This window comes from Amycolatopsis camponoti (genome assembly GCF_902497555.1).
GTDB lineage: Bacteria > Actinomycetota > Actinomycetes > Mycobacteriales > Pseudonocardiaceae > Amycolatopsis > Amycolatopsis camponoti.
The window spans coordinates 2124109-2143628 of the sequence record NZ_CABVGP010000002.1; the positions used below are offsets into that span (position 1 = coordinate 2124109).

At 70.8% G+C, this 19520-nt stretch carries 17 protein-coding genes; 7 read left to right on the top strand and 10 right to left on the bottom strand.

The window, feature by feature from the left end:
- Positions 1-67 precede the first annotated feature (67 nt).
- From AA23TX_RS30315 to AA23TX_RS30325, 3 genes are read left to right on the top strand one after another with little or no spacing between them, the layout of a single operon-like run.
- Positions 68-619, top strand: a complete 552-nt coding sequence (locus tag AA23TX_RS30315) for a sigma-70 family RNA polymerase sigma factor (protein WP_026469270.1) — start codon at positions 68-70, stop codon at positions 617-619.
- Complete coding sequence (locus AA23TX_RS30320) at positions 616-1329, top strand: anti-sigma factor family protein (RefSeq protein WP_155546186.1); 714 nt, start codon at positions 616-618, stop codon at positions 1327-1329. The genes AA23TX_RS30315 and AA23TX_RS30320 overlap by 4 nt, the downstream gene beginning before the upstream one ends.
- Positions 1330-1333: 4 nt before the next feature.
- Positions 1334-1777, top strand: a complete 444-nt coding sequence (locus tag AA23TX_RS30325; RefSeq protein WP_155546187.1) for an SRPBCC family protein — start codon at positions 1334-1336, stop codon at positions 1775-1777.
- A gap of 126 nt (positions 1778-1903) precedes the next feature.
- Here AA23TX_RS30325 and AA23TX_RS30330 read toward each other — a convergent pair whose 3' ends face one another.
- On the bottom strand, positions 1904-3319 hold the full coding sequence (locus AA23TX_RS30330; protein WP_155546188.1) for an MFS transporter: 1416 nt from the start codon (positions 3317-3319) through the stop codon (positions 1904-1906).
- A gap of 106 nt (positions 3320-3425) precedes the next feature.
- Between AA23TX_RS30330 and AA23TX_RS30335 the strand changes: the two genes are divergently transcribed.
- Positions 3426-3827: a winged helix-turn-helix transcriptional regulator gene (locus tag AA23TX_RS30335; RefSeq protein WP_155546189.1), complete on the top strand. Its 402-nt coding sequence runs from the start codon at positions 3426-3428 to the stop codon at positions 3825-3827.
- Positions 3828-3926: 99 nt separating this feature from the next.
- Here the strand turns inward: AA23TX_RS30335 and AA23TX_RS30340 are convergent, their stop codons facing one another.
- Positions 3927-5294 (bottom strand): cation:dicarboxylate symporter family transporter, encoded by a 1368-nt coding sequence (locus tag AA23TX_RS30340; protein WP_155546190.1) that lies wholly within the window; start codon positions 5292-5294, stop codon positions 3927-3929.
- A 161-nt stretch (positions 5295-5455) separates the two neighbouring features.
- On the opposite strand from AA23TX_RS30340, the gene AA23TX_RS30345 reads away from it, so the two are divergent.
- From AA23TX_RS30345 to AA23TX_RS30355, 3 genes are all read left to right on the top strand, one after another.
- The gene (locus AA23TX_RS30345) at positions 5456-7057 is read left to right on the top strand and encodes an ATP-binding protein (protein WP_439328781.1); all 1602 of its coding nucleotides are present in this window, start codon (positions 5456-5458) and stop codon (positions 7055-7057) included.
- On the top strand, positions 7054-7722 hold the full coding sequence (locus tag AA23TX_RS30350) for a response regulator (RefSeq protein WP_155546191.1): 669 nt from the start codon (positions 7054-7056) through the stop codon (positions 7720-7722). Before AA23TX_RS30345 ends, AA23TX_RS30350 begins: the two co-directional genes overlap by 4 nt.
- Positions 7723-7791: 69 nt before the next feature.
- Positions 7792-9546: a M64 family metallopeptidase gene (locus AA23TX_RS30355; RefSeq protein WP_155546192.1), complete on the top strand. Its 1755-nt coding sequence runs from the start codon at positions 7792-7794 to the stop codon at positions 9544-9546.
- Here AA23TX_RS30355 and AA23TX_RS30360 read toward each other — a convergent pair whose 3' ends face one another.
- From AA23TX_RS30360 to AA23TX_RS30395, 8 genes are all read right to left on the bottom strand, one after another.
- Complete coding sequence (locus tag AA23TX_RS30360; RefSeq protein ID WP_155546193.1) at positions 9547-10914, bottom strand: beta-N-acetylhexosaminidase; 1368 nt, start codon at positions 10912-10914, stop codon at positions 9547-9549.
- A 1-nt stretch (position 10915) separates the two neighbouring features.
- Positions 10916-11770 (bottom strand): carbohydrate ABC transporter permease, encoded by an 855-nt coding sequence (locus AA23TX_RS30365; RefSeq protein WP_155546194.1) that lies wholly within the window; start codon positions 11768-11770, stop codon positions 10916-10918.
- Complete coding sequence (locus AA23TX_RS30370) at positions 11761-12708, bottom strand: carbohydrate ABC transporter permease (RefSeq protein WP_155546195.1); 948 nt, start codon at positions 12706-12708, stop codon at positions 11761-11763. The genes AA23TX_RS30365 and AA23TX_RS30370 overlap by 10 nt, the downstream gene beginning before the upstream one ends.
- A complete protein-coding gene (locus AA23TX_RS30375) occupies positions 12708-13991 on the bottom strand; it encodes an extracellular solute-binding protein (RefSeq protein WP_155546196.1) in 1284 nt (427 codons plus the stop codon). The genes AA23TX_RS30370 and AA23TX_RS30375 overlap by 1 nt, the downstream gene beginning before the upstream one ends.
- A 73-nt stretch (positions 13992-14064) precedes the next feature.
- Positions 14065-15198 carry a lactonase family protein gene (locus tag AA23TX_RS30380; protein ID WP_155546197.1) on the bottom strand — a complete coding sequence of 378 codons (1134 nt, stop codon included), beginning with the start codon at positions 15196-15198 and terminating at the stop codon, positions 14065-14067.
- 42 nt (positions 15199-15240) lie between these two features.
- The gene (locus AA23TX_RS30385; protein ID WP_155546198.1) at positions 15241-16629 is read right to left on the bottom strand and encodes a GntP family permease; all 1389 of its coding nucleotides are present in this window, start codon (positions 16627-16629) and stop codon (positions 15241-15243) included.
- Positions 16626-18221 carry an N-acyl-D-amino-acid deacylase family protein gene (locus AA23TX_RS30390; RefSeq protein ID WP_155546199.1) on the bottom strand — a complete coding sequence of 532 codons (1596 nt, stop codon included), beginning with the start codon at positions 18219-18221 and terminating at the stop codon, positions 16626-16628. Before AA23TX_RS30390 ends, AA23TX_RS30385 begins: the two co-directional genes overlap by 4 nt.
- Positions 18221-19519, bottom strand: coding sequence for an amino acid deaminase (locus tag AA23TX_RS30395; protein WP_155546200.1), 1299 nt, complete (start codon positions 19517-19519; stop codon positions 18221-18223). The genes AA23TX_RS30390 and AA23TX_RS30395 overlap by 1 nt, the downstream gene beginning before the upstream one ends.
- Position 19520 lies beyond the last annotated feature (1 nt).

The following is a 19520-nucleotide window of genomic DNA, read 5'->3' on the forward strand; positions in this document are numbered from 1 at the left end:
ACCGCCGGTGGAGCTGAGGGTTGCACTACTGTCCTCGACGACTCAGAACACCGTCGGGAGGACGAGGGTGGCCATAGGAGGCAGGCGGCCTAAGAAGGCCAAAGGTGAAGACCTGATCCGGCAGCTTTATGCCGAGCACGGGCGAAGCCTGCTGGCCTACGCGACGAGGCTGACCGGTGATCGGGCGGCAGCCGAGGACGTGGTCCAGGAGACGCTGGTAAGAGCGTGGAAACACGCGGACGACCTGCAGAACGACGGGAAGGGCTCGGTGCGCGGCTGGTTGCTGACCGTCGCGCGCAACCTGGTCACCGACCGGGCCCGCGCCCGGGCGGCGCGGCCCCAAGAGGTGGCCGAACCGGCCGAAGGCGTGCCGACGCCGGCCGTCGAGCGCGATCACGCCCAGGGCGTGGTCGACTCGATGACGGTGCTCGGCGCGATGGACGGCCTATCGAACGAGCACCGAGAGGTCCTGGTGGAGATCTACTACCGGGGACGGACGGTGGCCGAAGCGGCGAGAACACTGGGCGTCGCACCGGGTACCGTGAAATCAAGGTCGTACTACGCACTGAGAGCACTGAGAGCAGCGATGATTTCGAGCGGAACGGAGGTGGCGCGATGAACTCGGTCGACGAGAGTCACACGCAGCTCGGCGCGTACGCCCTCGGCGCGCTCGATCCCGGGGAGGCGGCCGACTTCGAGCGGCGGCACCTGCAGACCTGCGCGCAGTGCCGGTTCGACCTGAACGAGCTCGTGGCTCTGCGCGAGTCACTCGACGAGGTACCGCCCGAGGCGTTCCTCGACGGGCCGCCCGAAGGCGGGGACCTGCTGCTGCAGAAGACCCTGCGGCGGGTGCGCGACGAGGAGAAGACGGCGCCGGTGCGCTCGACGTCACGTCGGGGCCTGGCCCTGGTCGCGGCGGCCGTGCTGGTCGTGGCCGCGCTCGGCGGCGGAATCCTGGTCGGCCGGCAGACGGGTGGGGGGAGCGAGCCCCTCGCGATCCCCGCGCCGCCGACCGATGTGCCCGGCACGAAGAGCGTCGAAGGGCGTGATCCGACGACCGGTGTGCAGCTGGCCGCGTCGGTGAGCCCCTTCCAGGGCTGGGTCCGGGTGAACGTCGCCGTGAAGGGCGTCAAGGCCGGGGAACAGTGCCTCCTTCAGGTCGTCACGAAGGAAGGCCAGGCGGTCACCGCCGGCAGCTGGAAGGTGTCCGAGAAGTGGGAGAGTTCGGGCTTCTCGCTCGACGGCTCCGCTTTGGTGGCGCCCGACGACGTGAAGTCGGTCGACATCGTCACGGTGGACGGCCGGAAGCTGGTCTCGGCCCAGGTGTGACGCCGTGACGGGCGCGCGCTACCGGTTCAGCAGCACGTGGCTGCTGCCCGGTACCGCGCCCGATCGGGTGTTCGGCGCGGTCACCGACCTCGCCGGCTACCCGCGGTGGTGGTCGGACGTCCGCACGGTCCGCCGGGTGGACGACGACACCGCCGAGCTGATCTGCCGGTCCCGGCTCCCGTTCCGCTTGGTGGTGCGGATGCATCGCGAGCACCAGGACGAGCGGGCGGGACTGCTGCGGGTCCGGTTGAGCGGCGACCTGGACGGGGTGCTGGCCGGAGCGGTCCGCGCGGCGGGCGCGGGCACGCTCCTGCAGATCACCCAGGACGTCCAGGCTCGCAAGGAGCTGCTGCGGCGGCTCGACGCGGTGGCCCGGCCGCTCTTCCGCGCGAACCACGCGCTGATGATGCGGCGGGGTCACCGTGGCCTTCGCACCTACCTGGCGTGATCGAAGCGCCAACACGCGTGATTGAGGGTCGACACGCGTGATTGCGGAGTCGACACGGTCGGGGAAGCCGTGTCGACCCCCTGATCACGCGTGTCGACTCTCTGATCACGCGTGTCGACCTTCGGATCACGCCTGGCCGGCTGCGCAGACCTCCGGGGAGGGCGTGGCGGCCGGGCGGGGGCGGCGGGACAGGACCAGGGCGCCCAGCGCCACCGCGGCGATCAGGAAGCCCGCGCTGACTCCGTACGCCAGCCGGAAGCCGGACGCCAAGGCTTCGCGGTGGTCCAGCGATCCCAGGCTCGCCGTGCGGGAAGCCGCCACCGAAGCCAGGATCGCCGTCCCCATCGCCGCACCCACCTGCTGGGTCGTGTTGATCAGGCCGGACGCCACGCCGGCGTCCTCAGGGGCCACGTCGGACATCGCCAGCCCCATCAGCGCCGGGATCGCCGCGCCCGCGCCGAGACCCATCAGCAGCAGCGGGGGCAGGACGCCGGTGAAGTAGCCGCCGGACACCCGCGTCAGCAGCAGCAAGCCCGCGATCACCAGGCCCAGGCCGGACAGCAGCACCGTCCGCGGCCCGAACCGCGTCGCGAGCTTGTCCGCGAAACCCAGTGACGCCACCGCGATCACCAGCGGCACCGGCAGGAACGCGACGCCGGTCCACAGCGCGTCGAGGCCCAGCACCTGCTGCAGGTACAACGCCGTGACGAACTGGAAGCCCAGCATCCCGGCGACCATCAGCACCATCACCACGTTCGCGCCGGTGACCGCGCGGATCCGGAACAGCCGCAGCGGGAGCAGTGGCGTGCGCGCTTTCGCTTGCCGCACCACGAAAACGGCCAGCAGCACGGCCGCCGCGGCGAGCACACCCCAGGCGGAGGACGAAATCCCGTACACGCCGAGCATCACCGCCGCGGTCACGAGCACCGCGCCGAGCACGTCGAGGCCGGCCCGCAGGCCCGGGCCGCGGTCGGCTTCGACCACGCGGACCGCCAGCACCAGTGCGACCACGCCGATCGGCAGGTTGACGTAGAACGTCCAGTGCCAGCTGAGCGCCTGCGTCAGCGCGCCGCCGGCGATGAGCCCGATCGACGCGCCCGCGGCCTGCGTGAAGCTGTAGACGCCGATCGCGCGGGCCCGGGCCCGCGGCTCGGGGTACATCGTGACGATCATCCCGAGCACGACGGCCGAGGCCAGCGCGCCGCCGACGCCCTGCGCGAACCGCGAGACGACGAGCACGCCCGCGTCCGTGGCCAGGCCGGCGACCAGGGAAGCGAGGGTGAAGAGGCCGAGCCCGCCGAGGAAGACGCGGCGGCGGCCGAGCAGGTCACCGAGCCGGCCGGAGATCAGGAGCAGGCCGCCGAAGGCGACCAGGTACGCCGTGACGACCCAGGCGAGACCGGCGGGCGTGAAGCCGAGGTCGGCCTGGATCGCGGGCAGTGCCACCGCGACGATGCTGCTGTCCAGCACGACCATCAGCGAGGCGGCGCACAGCACCGCCAGTGCGAGGCCGCGGGAGCGGATGGGGTGGTTCTCGGCCATTTCTGGGCCCCTCCAGTTGAGCGTTCCCCCTGGTCGTTGCCAGGGCACTTCTTGTAACAGTGCCCATCATGTGTGACCATGGGGGTCCGCGTAAGGAGGCACTTCCATGTCCCAGGGGAACATCGGTGTACCTGTCCAGGTCACCGAGATCGATCCGGAGAAACTCGACGTCTGCACCGTGCTGGAGGTCATCAACCGGATCAGCGGGAAGTGGGCGATCGGCATCCTCCTGGAGGCGATCCGCGGTCCGGTGCGCTTCACCGAGCTGGAACGCGCGGTCAACGGGATCAGCCGCCGGATGCTGACGCTGACCCTGCGCAACCTCGAGCGCGACGGCCTGCTGGAGCGCACGATCTACCCGACGGTCCCGCCGCGCGTGGAGTATGAAGCCACGGCGATGGCGAAGGAGCTTTACCAGTCGCTGAGCGGCCTGCTCGGGTGGGCGGAGCAGCACCGGGAGGACATCGCCGCCGCGCGCGTCGTCTACGACGGTCACGCCGCCTGCTGACGCGGACGTGGAAACGGGCCGCGGTGCGAAGTCGGGGAACTCGCACCGCGGCCCGCGGCGGCTCGTGCTCAGCGGGGGCGTGAGCACGAACGGGTGGGGTTACCTGGCGGGTTCCTTGACGGTGTCGTCCATGTCATCGGTCCCGGCCGCGTGACTGTGCTCGTCGAGCATCGTGGCCTCGTCGAACGGTTCCTGCCCGGCGAAGACGCGCTGCGCCTTCTCGCGGTCGAACTCCTTCGTCCAGTTCCCGATGAGGACGGTCGCGACGGCGTTGCCCGCGAAGTTCGTCAGCGCGCGGGCCTCCGACATGAAGCGGTCGATGCCGAGGATGAAGCCGACGCCGTTGACGAGCTCCGGCCGGTGCGACTGGAGTCCGCTCGCCAGCGTCGCGATGCCCGAGCCGCTGACGCCCGCGGCGCCCTTCGACGCGATGATCATGAAGACCAGCAGGCCGATCTGCGACCCGAGGGACAGCGGTTCGTCCTGCGCGGCGGCGATGAACAGCGTCGCCATGGTCAGGTAGATCGCCGTGCCGTCCAGGTTGAACGAGTACCCGGTCGGGACCGTGATGCCGACGACCGACTTGCTGACGCCGACGTGCTCCATCTTCGCGATCAGCCGCGGCAGCGCCGACTCCGACGACGACGTCGACAGGATCAGCAGGAACTCGCGGCCGAGGTAGCGCAGCAGGTGCCAGATGTAGACGCGGGCGCCGAGCCACAGCACGATCCCGAGGATCACGAACACGAACACCAGGCACGTCGCGTAGAACCCGATCATGATCACCGCGAGGCTCTTGAGCGCGGCCCAGCCGGTCGCGCCGACCACCGCCGCGATGGCGCCGAACGCGCCGATCGGGGCCGCCCACATGATCATGGCGAGGATGCGGAACACCAGGCGCTGGATGTGCTCGATGCCGCGCAGGATCGGCGTGCCCTTCGCGCCCAGCTTCTGCAGCGCGAACCCGACGAGCAGCGCGACCAGCAGGGTCTGCAGGACCTCGCCTTCGGTGAAGGCGGAGACGAGCGTCTTCGGGATGATGCCGAGCAGGAAGTCGACCGGGCCTTCGGCGCCGCCGGCGGACTTCTGGACGCTCTTCACGTCGGCCGGGTTGAGGTGCAGGCCGGTGCCCGGGTGCAGGATGTTGCCGACGACCAGGCCGATCGCCAGGGCGAAGGTCGACATGATGATGAAGTAGAACAACGCCATCAGACCGACTTTGCCGACCTTGGCCGCCTTCGCGACCGAGCCGACGCCGATGACGATCGTGCAGAAGATGATCGGCGTGATCATCATCTTGATCAGGTTGACGAAGCCGTCGCCGAGGGGCTTGAGGCCCTTGGCGAAGCCCGGGAAGAGGAAGCCCACCAGGATCCCGAGCGCGACCGCGACGATCACGGCCAGGTACAGGTAGTGGGTCTTGTCCCGCTTGCGCGGGGTCTCCTCCGTGGTCGGTGGGGTCGGCACCGTTGCCTCCAGCTCAGGGGTGTTCCAGGTTGCGGCACACTGTAGGCGCACTCGGGTGACCCGGCTCACTTGTGTTCATTGAGTTCGCGCGATGATCGAGCACCGTTCTGTTCGAGCACCGTCCAGTTCGAGCACCGTCCCGTTCGGACACCCGCCTTCCGGTGTGCTGGTATGAGGAGGTGTTCCCGACGTCGTCCCGCTGGAGCCTGGCGCGCCAGCTGCTCGTGCTGCAGCTGGTGGTGCTCTGCGTGCTCGCCGGCGCCGGGATCACGTTCGCCTACCTCGACGCGTCGCGGGCGGTGGACGAGAACGCGCGCGACCAGGTCCGCGCGATCGCCTCGGCGGTGGCCGACGCGCCGACCGTCGCCTCGGCCGCGGCGACCGCGAACCCGAGCGCGACGCTGCAGCCGTTCGCGATCCGCGTGCAGGCCGACACCGGCGTCGACTTCATCACGATCATGAGCCCGGCCGGGATCCGCTACACCCACCCGAACCCGGCGCTGATCGGGCAGCACTACATCGGGACGATCGAGCAGGCGCAGCGCGGTCAGGAGCTCACCGAGACCTACACCGGCTCGCTCGGCCCGTCGGTGCGCACGGTCGTCCCGGTGTTCGGGCCGGGGCACCGGGTGGTCGCGCTGGTCGCCGTCGGGATCACCGTCGCGGCGATCTCGGCCGAGCTGCGCGAACGGCTCTGGCCGCTGTTCGGCGTCGCCGGCGCGGTGCTGCTGGTCGGCGCGCTGGGCGGCTGGCTGATCAGCGCCCGGCTGCGGCGCCAGACCCGCGGGGTCGCGCCGGACGAGCTGAGCAACCTCTTCGAGTACCACGAAGCCGTGCTGCACTCGGTCCGCGAAGGCGTGCTGCTCGTCGGCCGGGACGGGCGCATCGGCCTGTGCAACGACGGCGCGCGCACGCTCCTCGGCCTGGACGCCGACCCGGTCGGGCGCGAGCTGGCGTCGCTGGGCCTGCCGGAGGAGCTTGCGCGGGCGTTCACGTCGGCGGAGAACCGCGCCGAGGAGCTGCACCTGACCGACGCCCGCGTGCTCCTGGTCAGCACGACCGCGGTCCGCATGGGCGGCCGCTCGCAGGGCACCGTCGTCGTCCTGCGCGACCACACGGAACTGCAGACGCTGACCGGCGAGCTGACGACCGCCCGCGGTCTCGCCGAGGCGCTGCGGTCGCAGGCGCACGAGGCGGCGAACCGGCTGCACACCGTGGTTTCCCTGGTGGAGATCGGCCGGCCGGAGCAGGCCGTCGAGTTCGCGACGGCCGAACTGGCGCTCGCCCAGGAGCTGACCGACCGCGTCGTCGGCGCCGTCGCCGAGCCGGTGCTCGCCGCGCTGCTGCTGGGCAAGGCCGCCGAGGCGAGCGAGCGCGGGGTCGAGCTGACGATCACGCCGGACACGGTGATCGACGACGTCTCGCTCGGCATCCCCGCCCGCGACCTGGTGACCATCCTCGGCAACCTGATCGACAACGGCATCGACGCGGCCGTGCGCGGCACCGGCAAGCCCGCGGTGGTCGTCACCGCGCGCTCCGGTCCCGAGGAGCTGCTGCTGCGCGTCGCCGACACCGGCCCCGGCGTCCCCGAGGACGCGGACGTGTTCCGCCGCGGCTGGTCGACGAAGGCCGGGGACGGCCACGGGCTCGGCCTGGCGCTGGTGGGCCAGGTGCTGCGCCGCTACGGCGGCACGGTGGACGTCGGACGGGACGGCGGCGCGGTGTTCACCGTGCGCCTGCCGCGGCAGGAGGGTGACCGGTGATCCGGGTGCTGGTGGTGGAGGACGAGCCGGTGGCCGCCGAGGCGCACCGCGTCTACGTCGAGCGGCTGGCCGGGTTTTCGGTGGCCGGCGTCGTCCATTCCGGCGGCGACGCGCTGCGGTTCTGCGAACGCGAACCGGTCGACCTGGTGCTGCTGGACTTCTACCTGCCCGACACGCACGGCCTGGCGGTGTGCCGCTCGTTGCGCGCGGCCGGCCTCCCGATCGACGTCATCGCGGTGACGTCGGCCCGCGACCTCGGCCTGGTGAAGGCGGCGGTGTCGGTGGGGGTGGTGCAGTACCTGCTGAAGCCGTTCACGTTCGCCACGCTGCGCGAAAAGCTGGAGCGCTACCGCGAGTTCCGCGACGCGTCTGGTGAGGTCACCGGCCAGGCCGAGATCGACCGGGCCTTGGGAGCGTTGCGCACGACGGAGCAACCCCCGCTGCCGAAGGGGATGAGCGTCCAGACCCTGGAGGCGATCACGGACGCGCTGTCCGGAGCGGCGGAGGGCCTGTCCGCGGGAGCGGCGGCTTCGGCGATCGGCGCGTCGCGGGTGACGGCGAGGCGGTACCTGGAGTACTTGGCGGACAACGGGATGGCGCACCGCGAGCCCCACTACGGCCAAGTCGGCCGGCCCGAGGTCTGGTACCGACTCACTCGCGTATAACGCCCTATACTTCGCGCCTCCGACTTCCGGCGGGTTCCGGCGGTGAATGCCGTGCGGTAGACCGGGACCATGTCGAAGTGGGCCGGGTTCGTCGCCGCACTGCTGATCACCATCGGGCTCGCCACTCCCGCACAGGCCGCCGAGCCTGCCGCGAGTGTCACGGCCGTCCAAGTCACCGGGCCCGTCGCCCAGCGGTTCACCCTCGTCGTCCTCGGGGACGGCTACACCGCCGCCGAACAGCCGAAGTTCTTCGCCGACGTCCAGCGGCACGTCAGCACCCTCTGGTCGCTCGAGCCGTTCAAGTCCTACCGCAGCTACTTCAACGTCTACGCCGTGTCGATCGCGTCGCCCGAGTCCGGTGTGGACTGTGACCCCTCGCTCGACGCGCCGACGAAGGACACCCCGCTGAACATGGGCTTCTGGGGTGGCTGCAACGCCGGGAGCGTCCAGCGGCTGCTGACCGTCGACGACGACGCGGCCCAGCGGTACGCCGATCTCGTGCCCGGCACCACCCGGGCCAACCGGCAGATCCTCGCCCTCGCCAACAGCGGCACCTACGGCGGCGCGGGCGGCACCTACGCGACGGCGTCCGGCGGGAACGCGCTGTCCGCCCTGATCTCCCCGCACGAGCTGGGTCATTCGCTCGGCGGCCTCGACGACGAGTACGACTACTACGCCCGCAACGTCCCGGGCGGCGCCTACGAAGGCGGCGAGCCGGACTCGATCCACCACACGCTGCTGACGACGCGGCAGATGCGTGACCAGCACGCGAAGTGGTACCGCTGGCTGGGCGAGCCCAGCGAGTCCGGCGGCACGATCGACCGGTTCGAAGGCGGCCTCTACACGCAGACCGGCGTGTGGCGGCCGAGCAAGCATTCGATGATGAAGACCCTCGGCTACGCCTTCGACCAGGTCGGCCGCGAACGGATGACGCAACGGATCTCCGCGAAGGTGCCGCTCATCAGCGGCGGTACCCCGGCCGGGACGATCGGTGCCGACCGCGTCGTGTGGGTGCGGACGATGCACCCGGTCGGCCACCGCCTCGACGTCACCTGGACCCTCGACGGCAAGGCGCTGCCCGGCCGCGACGCCCTTGACCTGCGGCAAGCGCACGTCAAGCCGGGCAAGCACACGCTGACGGCGAAGGTGACCGACCCGACGCCGTTCGTGCGCGACCCGGCCGTCCGGCCGACGGCGACCCGCACGTGGACCGTCGACACCGCGGTCGTCACCCCGCCCGCGACCGGCCCGGCCGTCGAGGGATCGACCCCCACCGTCCAGCCCGTCGGCGGCAAGGACGTCGTCTACGTCGAAACCGGCGAGCCGACCGGGGCGATTCCGCCGGTCCGCTGGACTCTCGACGGGAAGCCGGCCGGGAGCGGACCCGACTTCGCCCTCGACGAGTCGCATGGGACGCACCGGCTGACCGCGACCACCGGCGGCACCACGCTCACCTGGACGGTCGACGCGGCGGGACCGACGACGACCGCCGAGCTGCCGCCCGCCGAGGACAACGTCTTCCACGGCTCGTTCACCATGCGGCTGACGGCGTCCGACGGCATGCCCGAGTTCCGCGTCGACGGCGACGGCTGGCACAAGTACTACGGCTGGCCGACGGACCCGAACGCGCCGTACCTGTTCACGCCGCGCGGCACGGAGATCGACGGCCTGGCGTACGGCAACCTCGGTTCGGGCGGGCTCACGGTGTCCCCGTTCAGCGACCGCACCCCGGGTTACGGCCGCCACCGCGTCGAGTACCGCTCGATCGACGCGGCGGGCAACGTGGGCCCGACGCGGTCGTTCGTGGTGACGCTCCTGCCGTGATCAGCGGGGCCGGCCCGGCACCCCGGGCCGGGTCTGCCACGGGTGCGGTCCGTCGAGCGGCCGGTACTCGACGCCGAGCGCGTCCAGTCGCGGCAGGTGGTGGTCCCGCAGGCGCGGCAGGAACTCGGCGTAGTCCCGGGTCCCGCTGCTCCACGCCACCTCGGCGAACGCCGACAGCCGCGGGAAGGCCATGTAGTCCACGCGACGCACGCTGTCGAGGTGCTCGCTCCACACCTGGGCCTGCACCCCGCGCAGCCGCGGGCCGGTCAGCGCCGGCTCGTACGCGTAGACGTCCTCGAGGGTGTGCACCATCCCGACCGGGATCGGCTCGTCCGGCTCCGGGGACTGCCGGTGGTCCAGGTAGATGTGCTGTTCCGGGCACATCACGACGTCGTGTCCGTCCGAAGCGGCGCGGACGCCGGCCGCCTCGTTCTGCCACGAGCCGATCACCATCGGGGGCAGGTCCGGGATGTCGAGGACCTCGTCCCAGCCCATCGGCGTCCGGCCGCGCGCGACGAGGTGCTCGGCCAGCAGGCGGACGAACTCGCGGTGCTCGTCGGTCGCGCCCGGCGTCTCGTCGCCGCCCAGCGCGATCACCGGCGACGGGAAGATCTCCAGCAGGTGGTCGAACACGCGGCGGAAGAAGTCCAAAGTGGACGCCGACGGGTCGAGCAGGGAAGTGCTGATGCCCCAACCGGTCCAGACTTCGTAGGAGTCGAGGGTCCCCAGCGACGGGTAGGCCGCCAGCGCCGCCCGGGCGTGGCCGGGGATGTCGATCTCCGGCACCACGGTGATGGCCCGCGCGGCCGCGTACGCCACGATTTCCCGCAGGTCGTCGCCGGTGTAGAAGCCGCCGTGCGGACGGCCGTCCTGCGCACCCCCGCTGCCCACCATCGACGACGGCCGCCAGCCGCCGACGGACGTCAGCCGGGGGAACTCGGGAACCTCGAAGCGCCAGCCCTGGTCGTCGGTCAGGTGCAGGTTGAGCACGTTCAGCTTGTGCGCCGCCAGCAGGTCGACGAACCGCAGCACCTCGGCCTTGGTCCGGAAGTGCCGGGCGACGTCGAGCAGGCACCCGCGCCAGCCGAAGCGCGGGTGGTCCTCCACGACCCCGCACGGCAGCGACGACGGCGAGAACCCGGCGACGCGAAACGCCGAGGGCCCCGCGAGCTGCCGCAACGTCTGCCGCCCGTAAACCTCTCCGGCGAGATCACCGCAGTGGAGCACGACCCCGGACGGCGAAATCTCCAGCCGGTAGCCCTCCGCCGGCAAAGACGCCGACCTGACGTCTACTGTGGACGGCCACGGGCACGAACCCGCGGCGGGCGTCACCGAAACCGGGCGGGGGAGCAAGGTGTCGAAAGACATGTCAGCCCTTCACGGCGCCGGCCATCCCGGACACCAGCCGTCGTTGCACGAGGACGAAGAACACCAGGACCGGGATCGTCATCAGCGTCGAGGACGCCATGACCGCGCCCCAGTCGGTGTCCTCCGGCTTGAAGAACACCAGGATCGCCTGCGGCAGCGTCTGGTTCTCGGTCTTGGAGATGATGAACGTCTTGGCGAAGAGGAAGTCGTTCCAGGCGTGGATGAACGCGAGCACGCTGACCGCGACCAGTCCGGGCGCGACCAGCGGGAACAGGATCTGCCACGTGAACCGCATGCGTGACGCGCCGTCCAGCTTCGCCGCCTCTTCGAGCTCCACCGGAACCGCCGCGACGAACCCGCGCAGCATCCAGATCGCGAACGGCAGGCTGAACGCCAGGTGCACCAGGACCAGCGAGCCCAGCTCGTTGAGCCCGAACGCCGACGCGACGCCGCCGATCTGGCGCATCAGGAAGAACAGCGGGATGGTCAGCGCCTCCACCGGCACCATCTGCGCGACCAGGATCATCACCAGCAGCACGGTCCGGCCCTTGAACGAGAACCGCGTCAGCGCCACGGCCGAGAGGAACGACAGCAGCAGCGAAAGCACCACCACGACCAGCGCGACCACGAGGCTGTTCACGAAGAACCGGCCGAACCCGGACACCGTGAGCACGCGGGAGAAGCTGTCGAACGACGGGCTGAACGTCCACGGCTTCGGGTTCGCCGACTGGATCTCGCCCGGCGGCTTGAACGCCGAGAGCAGCATCCAGTACAGCGGGAACGCGACGATCCCGGCGATGACCACGGTGATCACTTCGGCGATCAAGCGCCCAGGACGCTTTACAGCTAGAGCCATGCCGCGCTCCGGCGTTGCGACCGGACGTACAGCCCGGTGACCGACAGCAGCAACAGCGTCATGACGACTCCGATCGCCGAGCCGAGGCCGTACTCCTGCCCGGCGAAGGCCTGCTGGTAGGCGTAGACGTTGAGGACCAGGTTGCGGCCGGCGACGCCGCCGCCGTTGGTCATCACGTAGATCTGGGTGAACACCTTGAAGTCCCAGATGATCGACTGGACGGTCGCGATCATCAGCAGCGGCCGCACCATCGGCAGCACGATCGACCAGGTCGTCCGCCACACCGACGCGCCGTCGAGCGACGAGGCTTCGAGCACCTCGTCGGGGACGCCCTTGATCCCGGCGTACATGGTGACCAGCACGAACGGGAACGAGCACCAGATCACCTCGGCGGCGACCAGCCCGAACGCGCCGATCGTGCCGAAGGTCCACGAGTGGTGCTCGAACGGCAGGCCGATTCCCGAAAGCACCTCGTTGACCAGGCCGAAGTCGGTGTCGAAGAGGAACAGCCAGACGTAGGAGCCCGCGATCGCCGGGGTCGACCACGCGCCGAGCGCGGCGAGGAACAGCAGCGTCCGGGGGAGTGAGCGCACCCGGCTGGCCAGCACGGCGAGCCCGGTGCCGACGACGAGCGAGCCGACGACGCAGGCGGCGGCGAACCCGACCGTCTTGCCGAGCACGGTCCAGAACTGCACTTGGGACAGCAGGTCGGTGTAGTTCGCGAAGCCGAGGAACACCAGCGGCGCGTTGCCCGTGGCCTGCGGCTGGCCGTAGTCGTAGAACGAGATCAGGACGAGCTGGTAGATCGGGTAGGCCAGCATCGCCGCGAGCAGGATGCCCGCCGGGGCGAGGTAGAGGGCGGCGGCCCGGCCGTCCCCCCGCCGCCGTCGCCGCGCCTTCGGGGGCGCGGCGACGGGACGGACTTCCTGAGCGACCACTAGCCGAAGGCCTTGTTCATCGCCGCGGCCGCGTCGGTCAGCGCCGCCGACGGGTCCTTGCCGCCGGTCGCGATCTGCTGGACGGCCGTCGGCAGCACGTTCTGGCTGTCGATCTTCGACCACGCCGGCGTCGCCGGGACGAACTTCGTGCCCGCCTTGAGCGTGTCGACGAACGGCTTGAGGAACGGGTCGTCGGCGGCGAGCTTCTGCTGCACGCTGCTCAGCGTCGGCAGGTTCCCCATCGCCGTGTACATCTTCTCCTGGTACTTCGCGCCGCCGAGCAGCTCGATGAACTCGAGCGCCAGGCCGCGGTGCTTGGAGGCGTTGAAGACACCCAGCAGGTTGCCGCCGGCGAACGCGGGGGCGACGCTGCCCGCGGCCGTGCCCGGGATCGGGACGACGGCGTACTTGCCCTTGACCGCGCCCTGCTCGACGGCCTTGCGGTTGAAGTCGCCGCCGATGGTCATGCCGGCCTTGCCGCCGGCGAACGCCGTGACGCTCTGCGTGCCGGTCAGGTTCGCGCACTGCGCGGGCGGGCAGATGTCGTCCTTGAGCAGGTTCGCGTACTGGGTCACGCCGGCCTTGGCCTGCTCGCCGGTGACCGTGGACGTCCACTTGCCGCCGCTCTCCTGCGCCAGCTCACCGCCGTTGGCCCAGAGGAACGGGAGCATCGCGTAGGTGTACTTGCCGCCGACGGAGATGCCGTAGAGGTCCGGCTTCGCGGCGCGGATCTTCCGGGCGTCCTCGGTCAGCTCCGAGAGCGTCGTGGGCGGCTTGAGGCCGAGCTCGGTGAAGACGTCGGTGCGGTAGTACAACGCGCGGATGCCGGTGTACCAGGGCAGGCCGTAGGTCTTGCCGCCGGACTTCGCCGTGTCGACGACGGTCGGGATGAGGTCCTTGCCCTCGCTCCACGACGCGAGGTCGCCGGTCAGGTCGGCGAGCGCGCCGGTGGCGGCGTAGCTGGAGACGTCGGTGTTGCCGAACTCGGCGGCGTCCGGGGCGCTGGCCGGGTCGGTGAAGGCACCGGAGAACTTGTCGGCGCGGCCTTCGACCGGCACCCACTGGACGTCGACCTCGACCCCTTGGTGCGCGGCCTTGAACTCGGTGATGGCGTCCTTGACCGCGGCCTCCTTCGGCGCGCGGTTGGCCTCGTCGAACAGCCAGACGCGGACGGTCCCGGTCTTCTCGTCCCCGCCGGAGCCGGCGGGCGCGGACTGGGTGGGCGCGCAGCCGGCCAGCAGGGCCAGCCCGGCGACGACGGGCAGCGTGCGGCGCAGTCTCATGGGGATCCTCCAGTGGGCAGGGTCGTGAGTGCGTAACGGTGTTAGAACACCGTTACGCACTCACGACCGGTACTCAGGCGAAGTAGACGGAGTTGACGTCGGGGACGGCCAGGCTGCCGGCGACCGCGCCGGGCAGGCCGGTGGCCGGGTCGCGCGGCAGCCAGGTGACGGTGCCGGAGCGCTGGTTCGAGACGTAGAACCAGTTCTCCCCGGGGTCGAGGGCCACGTGCCGCGGCCAGTTGCCGCCACTGGACACAGTGGACACCAGCTTCAGCGAGTCACCGGCGACGGCGAACGTCGCCAGGGTGTTGGGGCCGCGGACGGTGGCGTAGGCGAACTTCCCGTCCTTCGACAGGGTGATCTCGCCGGGGAACAGGTCGCCGGTGCTGCCCGGCGGCACGGCGGGGACGACGGAAAGCGCCTTCAGCGTCCCGGCGGCCGCGTCCCAGCTCGCGACCGTCACCTCCGGGCGCAGCTCCTGCAGGATGTAGGCGAACTTCCCGGTCTTGTCGAACGCGAGGTGCCGCGGCCCGGCGCCGGCCGGGAGCTTCAGCTGCTGGTGCAGCGCGAGCTTTCCCGTGCCGACATCGAGGGAGTAGACGTACACGGAGTCGGCGCCCAGGTCGACCGACAGCACCCAGCGCCCGGTCGGGTCGTTGACGACCTGGTGGGCGTGCGCCTGCCCGGAGTCGGCCTTGTGCGTCACCAGGTCGGTGGCCGCGCCGAGCTTGCCGCCGGCCAGGATCGGCAGCACGACGACGCTGCCCGAGCTGTAGTTCGCGGCCAGCACGTACTTCTGGCTCGAATGCACGCTCAGGTGCGTCGGCGCGCCGCCCTTGGACGAAACCTTGTTGAGCAGCTTCGGGTTCGCGGCGTCGGCGACGTTCAACGCCGAGACGAACCCGTTCGGGTCGCCTTCGTTGGTGACGTAGAGGGTCTTGCCGTCGGCGCCGCGGTCGAACCACGACGTGTCGGTGATGCCCGGCACCGTGCGGACCGGGCCCAGCTTGGCGCCCGACCGGCTCGAGACGTCGAGGCCGTGGCCGCCCGCCCCGCTGGTGTAGCTGCCGATGTACACGGTCCCTCCGGCGATGCAGCCCTTCGCGGTGGTGGCCGCGGAGGCGAGCTGCGCGCCGAGAACGGTCGCGGCACTCGCCCCCGCGGCGGCGCCGAGGAACGTACGACGGGAAAGTCCGGTCATCGTCATTGTCTCCCAACGGTTCGGGCGGCGGCTTCCCTCCAGTATGGTCTAGACCACGGCCATGAGCAATGCCGAAACCCCGAATCCGGAAACGGAAAGCACGGTTTCCAGCGCCGTCCAGGACTTCAGCGTCTGCACCACGCTCATGTTGAAGTAGCGCGAAACGATCCAGAAACCACCATCGTTGACGTGCGACGCGATGATCGACCCGGCGGAGATCGCCATGACCAGCAAGGCCAGCTGCACCTGGGAATACCCGAGCTGCGCCACGGTCGGCGCGATGATCCCGCTCGTGGTCACGATGGCGACGGTCGCCGAACCCTGCGCGATGCGCATGCCGCAACTGATGACGTACGCCGCGAGCAGCACCGGCAGGCCGGCGTCGTGCAGCGAGTCGGCGACGGCCTTGCCGATCCCGGTGGCCGAGAGCACCGCGCCGAAGAACGCGCCCGCGCCGACGACGAGCAGGATCATCGCGACCGGCCGCAACGACTTCGCGGCCAACTCGTTGAGGTCCTTGCCGGTGAACCCGCGGCGCAGGCCGAGCAGCCAGGACGCGAGCAGCACGGCGACGGTGAGGGCGACGGCGGGGGTGCCGATGAACGCGGCGACACCGGAGAGGGCGGAGCCCTTCGGCAGCCAGATGCTGCCGAACGTCCCGGCGAGGATCAGCACGAGCGGCACCGCGATGATCGAGCCGACCAGCGCCAGCGACGGCACGTCCTTCTCTTCTTCGCCTTCTTCTTCGGCGACGATCATCTCTTCGGGCACCCCGACGTCGATGCGCTTGCCGATCCAGGTCGCGTACAGCACGCCGCCGACGAGGAACGCGGGGATGCCACAGGCCAGGCCCATCAGGATGATCCAGCCGAGTTCCACGTGCAGCAGCCCGGCCGCGGCCACCGGACCGGGGTGCGGCGGCAGGAAGGCGTGCGTGATCGACAGGCCCGCGATCAGCGGCATCGCGTAGAGCACCAGCGAGCGCTTACCCTGCTTCGCCGCGACGTACACCAGCGGCGCCAGCACGAAGATGCCGATGTCGAAGAACACCGGGATGCCGAAGATGAACCCGGCGACACCCATGGCCAGCGGCGCCCGCTTCTCGCCGAAGCCGCGCAGCAGCGCGCCCGTGAGCACCTTCGCGCCCCCCGAGCGTTCCAGGATCGACCCGAGCAGCGTGCCGAGCCCGATGATCGCCGTGATGTGCCCGAGGATGCTGCCGAAGCCCTTTTCCAGCAAGGAGTCCGACGACTTCTGCGCGGTCCCGACGATCGTCCCGACCGGCAGGCCCGCGGCCAGCGCGGTGAGCAGGCCGACCACGATCAGCGCGATGAACGGCTCGATCTTGAGCTTGACGATCAGCAGCAGCAGGACGGCGATCGAGACGGCGGCGAGCGTCAGCAGCCCGCCCGTGGTGTGTTGCAGCCAGTGGATCATCGGGCTCTCCGGGGGTTGCGCAGGGAGGTACCGGCGAGGGCGCCGGTGGGACGGCCGTCGTCGAGCGCGGCGACGCCGTTGACGAACACGTGCGTGATCCCCGCGGCGGGCTGCCGCGGGTCGTCGAAGGTGGCGGTGTCGGCGACCGCGTCCGGGTCGAACAGCACCAGGTCGGCGGCGTACCCGGCGCGGACGAGCCCGCGGTCGGTCAGCCGCAGCCGCCGCGCGGCCCGCCCGGTGAGGTGGGCGACGCAGTCGGCGAGGTCCAGCACGCCCAGTTCGCGGACGTACCGGGCCAGGTAGCGGGGGAAGGTGCCCCACGCGCGCGGGTGCGGCCGGGCGCCGACGAGGAGCCCGTCGCTGCCGCCGGTGTGCGTGCGGTGGCGCATGATCGCCTGGACGTTCTCCTCGTGCCCGACGTGCATCAGGCAGGACGTGCCGAGCTTTTCGTCGAGGAGCGTGTCGAAGTACAGCTTCGCCGGTTCGGTACCGGCGGTGCGCGCCGACGCGGCGACGCTGTGCCCGACGAGGTGGGCGTTGTGCTCGTTGCGGACGCCGTTGATCTCGATGGCGTCCCAGTCGATCGGGACGCCGTGCGCACCGTCCGAACCGGACTCCTCGATCGCGGCGCGGATCCGCTCGCGTTCGTCCACATCGGACAAGCGGGCGAGCGTCGGTTCGAGGCCGCCTTCGGTGGCCCAGCTCGGCAACAGCGCCGAGAGGTAGGTCGCGCCCGGCAGGTACGGGTAGGTGTCGAGGGAGATGTCACAGCCGTCGTCGAGCGCGTCGTCCAGCAGCTTGAGCAGGTCGGGCGCTTTTCCCTTGTTCACCGAGAAGTTCATCGTGGCGTGCGCGAGGTGCAGCGGGCAGCCGGAGCGGCGCGAGACGTCGATCATCTCGGCGAAGGCCTCCAGCGCGCCCTTCCCGTAGCTGCGGTGGTGCGGGCTGTAGAAGCCGCCGCCCTCCGCGACGACCTTGCACAGCTCGACCAGTTCGTCGGTCTCCGCGTACATCCCCGGGGTGTAGGTGAGCCCGGACGACATCCCCATGGCGCCCTCGGCGAGTCCGGTCGCGACCAGCTCCTTCATCCGGTTCAGCTCGGCGTCGGTGGCGGGGCGGTCGTCGAAGCCGACGGCGAGCATCCGGACCGTGCCCTGCGGCACCAGGTAGGCGGCGTTGACGGCGACACCCCGATCGAGGCGGTCGAGGTACTCGCCGACCGAGCGCCAGTTCCAGTCGAAGCCGGCCGGGTCGTCGTTCCACCCGGCGAGCTGCTGCCGCAACGCGGCCAGGACGGTGTCGTCGACCGGCGCGTACGACAGCCCGTCCTGGCCGAGCACCTCGGTCGTGACGCCCTGGGTGATCTTGGCCGGGTGGTCCGGGTTGGCCAGCAGCTGCAGGTCGGAGTGCGAGTGCATGTCGATGAACCCCGGCGCGAGCACCAGCCCGCCGGCGTCGATGTTCCGGCGCCCGTCCAGCGAGCCGGCTTCGGCGACGCTCGCGATCCGGTCGCCGGTGATGCCGACGTCGTGGCGGGTCAGCGCGTCGCCGGTGCCGTCGGCGACCAGCGCGTTCTTGACGACGACGTCCATCAGAACCACGTCCGCACGAGGTCGACGACGGTCTCGCCGTCGGCCGCGGTCACCGGCAGCAGCGGCCACTTGTCGAACACCGTGCACGGGTGCGAGAGGCCGAGCCCGATCCAGTCGCCGACCTCGACCGGCGACCCGGCGGGCAGCGTGAGGAACGCGTGCTGGTCGTTCATCTTCGCGACGACGTGCCCGTCGAGGGGTTCGGCGGGGCCGTTCGGGGTGCGGCGCAGCTGCGGCTCGGGCATGCCCTCGTCGAAGGACGCGTCCCGCTTGCCGATGGTCAGCAGCGCGAGGGTGTCCGACGGCTTCGACGTCACCTGCGCCCAGGCCCGCAGGGCCGGGCGGAACGACTCGACGCCGTCGATGCGCGGGTGGTCGCCGAGCGGGGAGATCTGGCGGTAGAAGCCGTCGTCGTGGGTGACGTACGCGCCGCTGCGCAGCACCGGGAGCACGTCGAGACCGTCCGGCCACGGCTTGGTCAGCTCGTTCGCGACCTGGTCGAAGTACGCGCTGCCGCCGGCGGTGACGATGATCTGCCCGTCGAGCATCCCCTTGTCCGCGAACGTGATGGCGAGGTCGCGCAGACCGTCCACATAGGAGCTGATCTTGGCGAGCGCGGCCTCGTCGGTGTCGTGCGAGAGCGCGCCTTCGTAACCGCCGGTGCCGCGCAGCCGCAGTGCCGGGCTGGCGTGCACCGCCTCGGCTACGGCCAGCGCGGTCGCGGTGTCGCGGACTCCCGTGCGGCCGCCGTCGGCGCCCAGCTCGAGCAGGACGTCGACCGGCCGCTCGGTGCCTTCGAGCGCCTCGGTCATCAGCTCGACGCCGCGGACCGAGTCGACCCAGCAGACGAACTCGAAGTCCGGGTCGGCGGCCAGTTCGGCGGCCAGCCAGCGGAGACCGCTCGGGTCCAGGAACTGGTTGGCCAGCAGGATCCGGGAGACGCCGAACGCGCGGTAGACCCGGAGGTGACCGGCGTTCGCGCAGGTGATGCCCCACGCGCCGTGCTCGATCTGGCGGGCGAACAGTTGCGGGGCCATGGTGGTCTTGCCGTGCGGGGCGAGCACGACGCCGCGGGCGGCGCACCAGGCGGCCATCGTCCGCAGGTTGTGTTCGAGGGCTTCGTCGTCGAGGACGACGAAGGGCGCGAAGAACCCGTCGGTGAACAGGTTCAGCCGCCCGTCCGCGGCCTCGGTGAGCGTGAGCCCGGTCAGGGCGGGGGCGGCCGAACGGAACCGCCAGTCGATCCGCTCGTCGCGAAGGGCGGCGAGCGCGGCGGGGTTCATCAGGCAAGGGTTCATC

Coding starts and splice junctions, on each gene's coding strand:
- AA23TX_RS30320 (WP_155546186.1), top strand. CDS start 616: ATGAACTCGGTCGACGAGAGTCACACGCAGCTCGGCGCGTACGCCCTC.
- AA23TX_RS30330 (WP_155546188.1), bottom strand. CDS start 3,319: ATGGCCGAGAACCACCCCATCCGCTCCCGCGGCCTCGCACTGGCGGTG.
- AA23TX_RS30335 (WP_155546189.1), top strand. CDS start 3,426: ATGTCCCAGGGGAACATCGGTGTACCTGTCCAGGTCACCGAGATCGAT.
- AA23TX_RS30355 (WP_155546192.1), top strand. CDS start 7,792: ATGTCGAAGTGGGCCGGGTTCGTCGCCGCACTGCTGATCACCATCGGG.
- AA23TX_RS30360 (WP_155546193.1), bottom strand. CDS start 10,914: ATGTCTTTCGACACCTTGCTCCCCCGCCCGGTTTCGGTGACGCCCGCC.
- AA23TX_RS30365 (WP_155546194.1), bottom strand. CDS start 11,770: ATGGCTCTAGCTGTAAAGCGTCCTGGGCGCTTGATCGCCGAAGTGATC.
- AA23TX_RS30375 (WP_155546196.1), bottom strand. CDS start 13,991: ATGAGACTGCGCCGCACGCTGCCCGTCGTCGCCGGGCTGGCCCTGCTG.
- AA23TX_RS30380 (WP_155546197.1), bottom strand. CDS start 15,198: ATGACGATGACCGGACTTTCCCGTCGTACGTTCCTCGGCGCCGCCGCG.
- AA23TX_RS30385 (WP_155546198.1), bottom strand. CDS start 16,629: ATGATCCACTGGCTGCAACACACCACGGGCGGGCTGCTGACGCTCGCC.
- AA23TX_RS30390 (WP_155546199.1), bottom strand. CDS start 18,221: ATGGACGTCGTCGTCAAGAACGCGCTGGTCGCCGACGGCACCGGCGAC.
- AA23TX_RS30395 (WP_155546200.1), bottom strand. CDS start 19,519: ATGAACCCTTGCCTGATGAACCCCGCCGCGCTCGCCGCCCTTCGCGAC.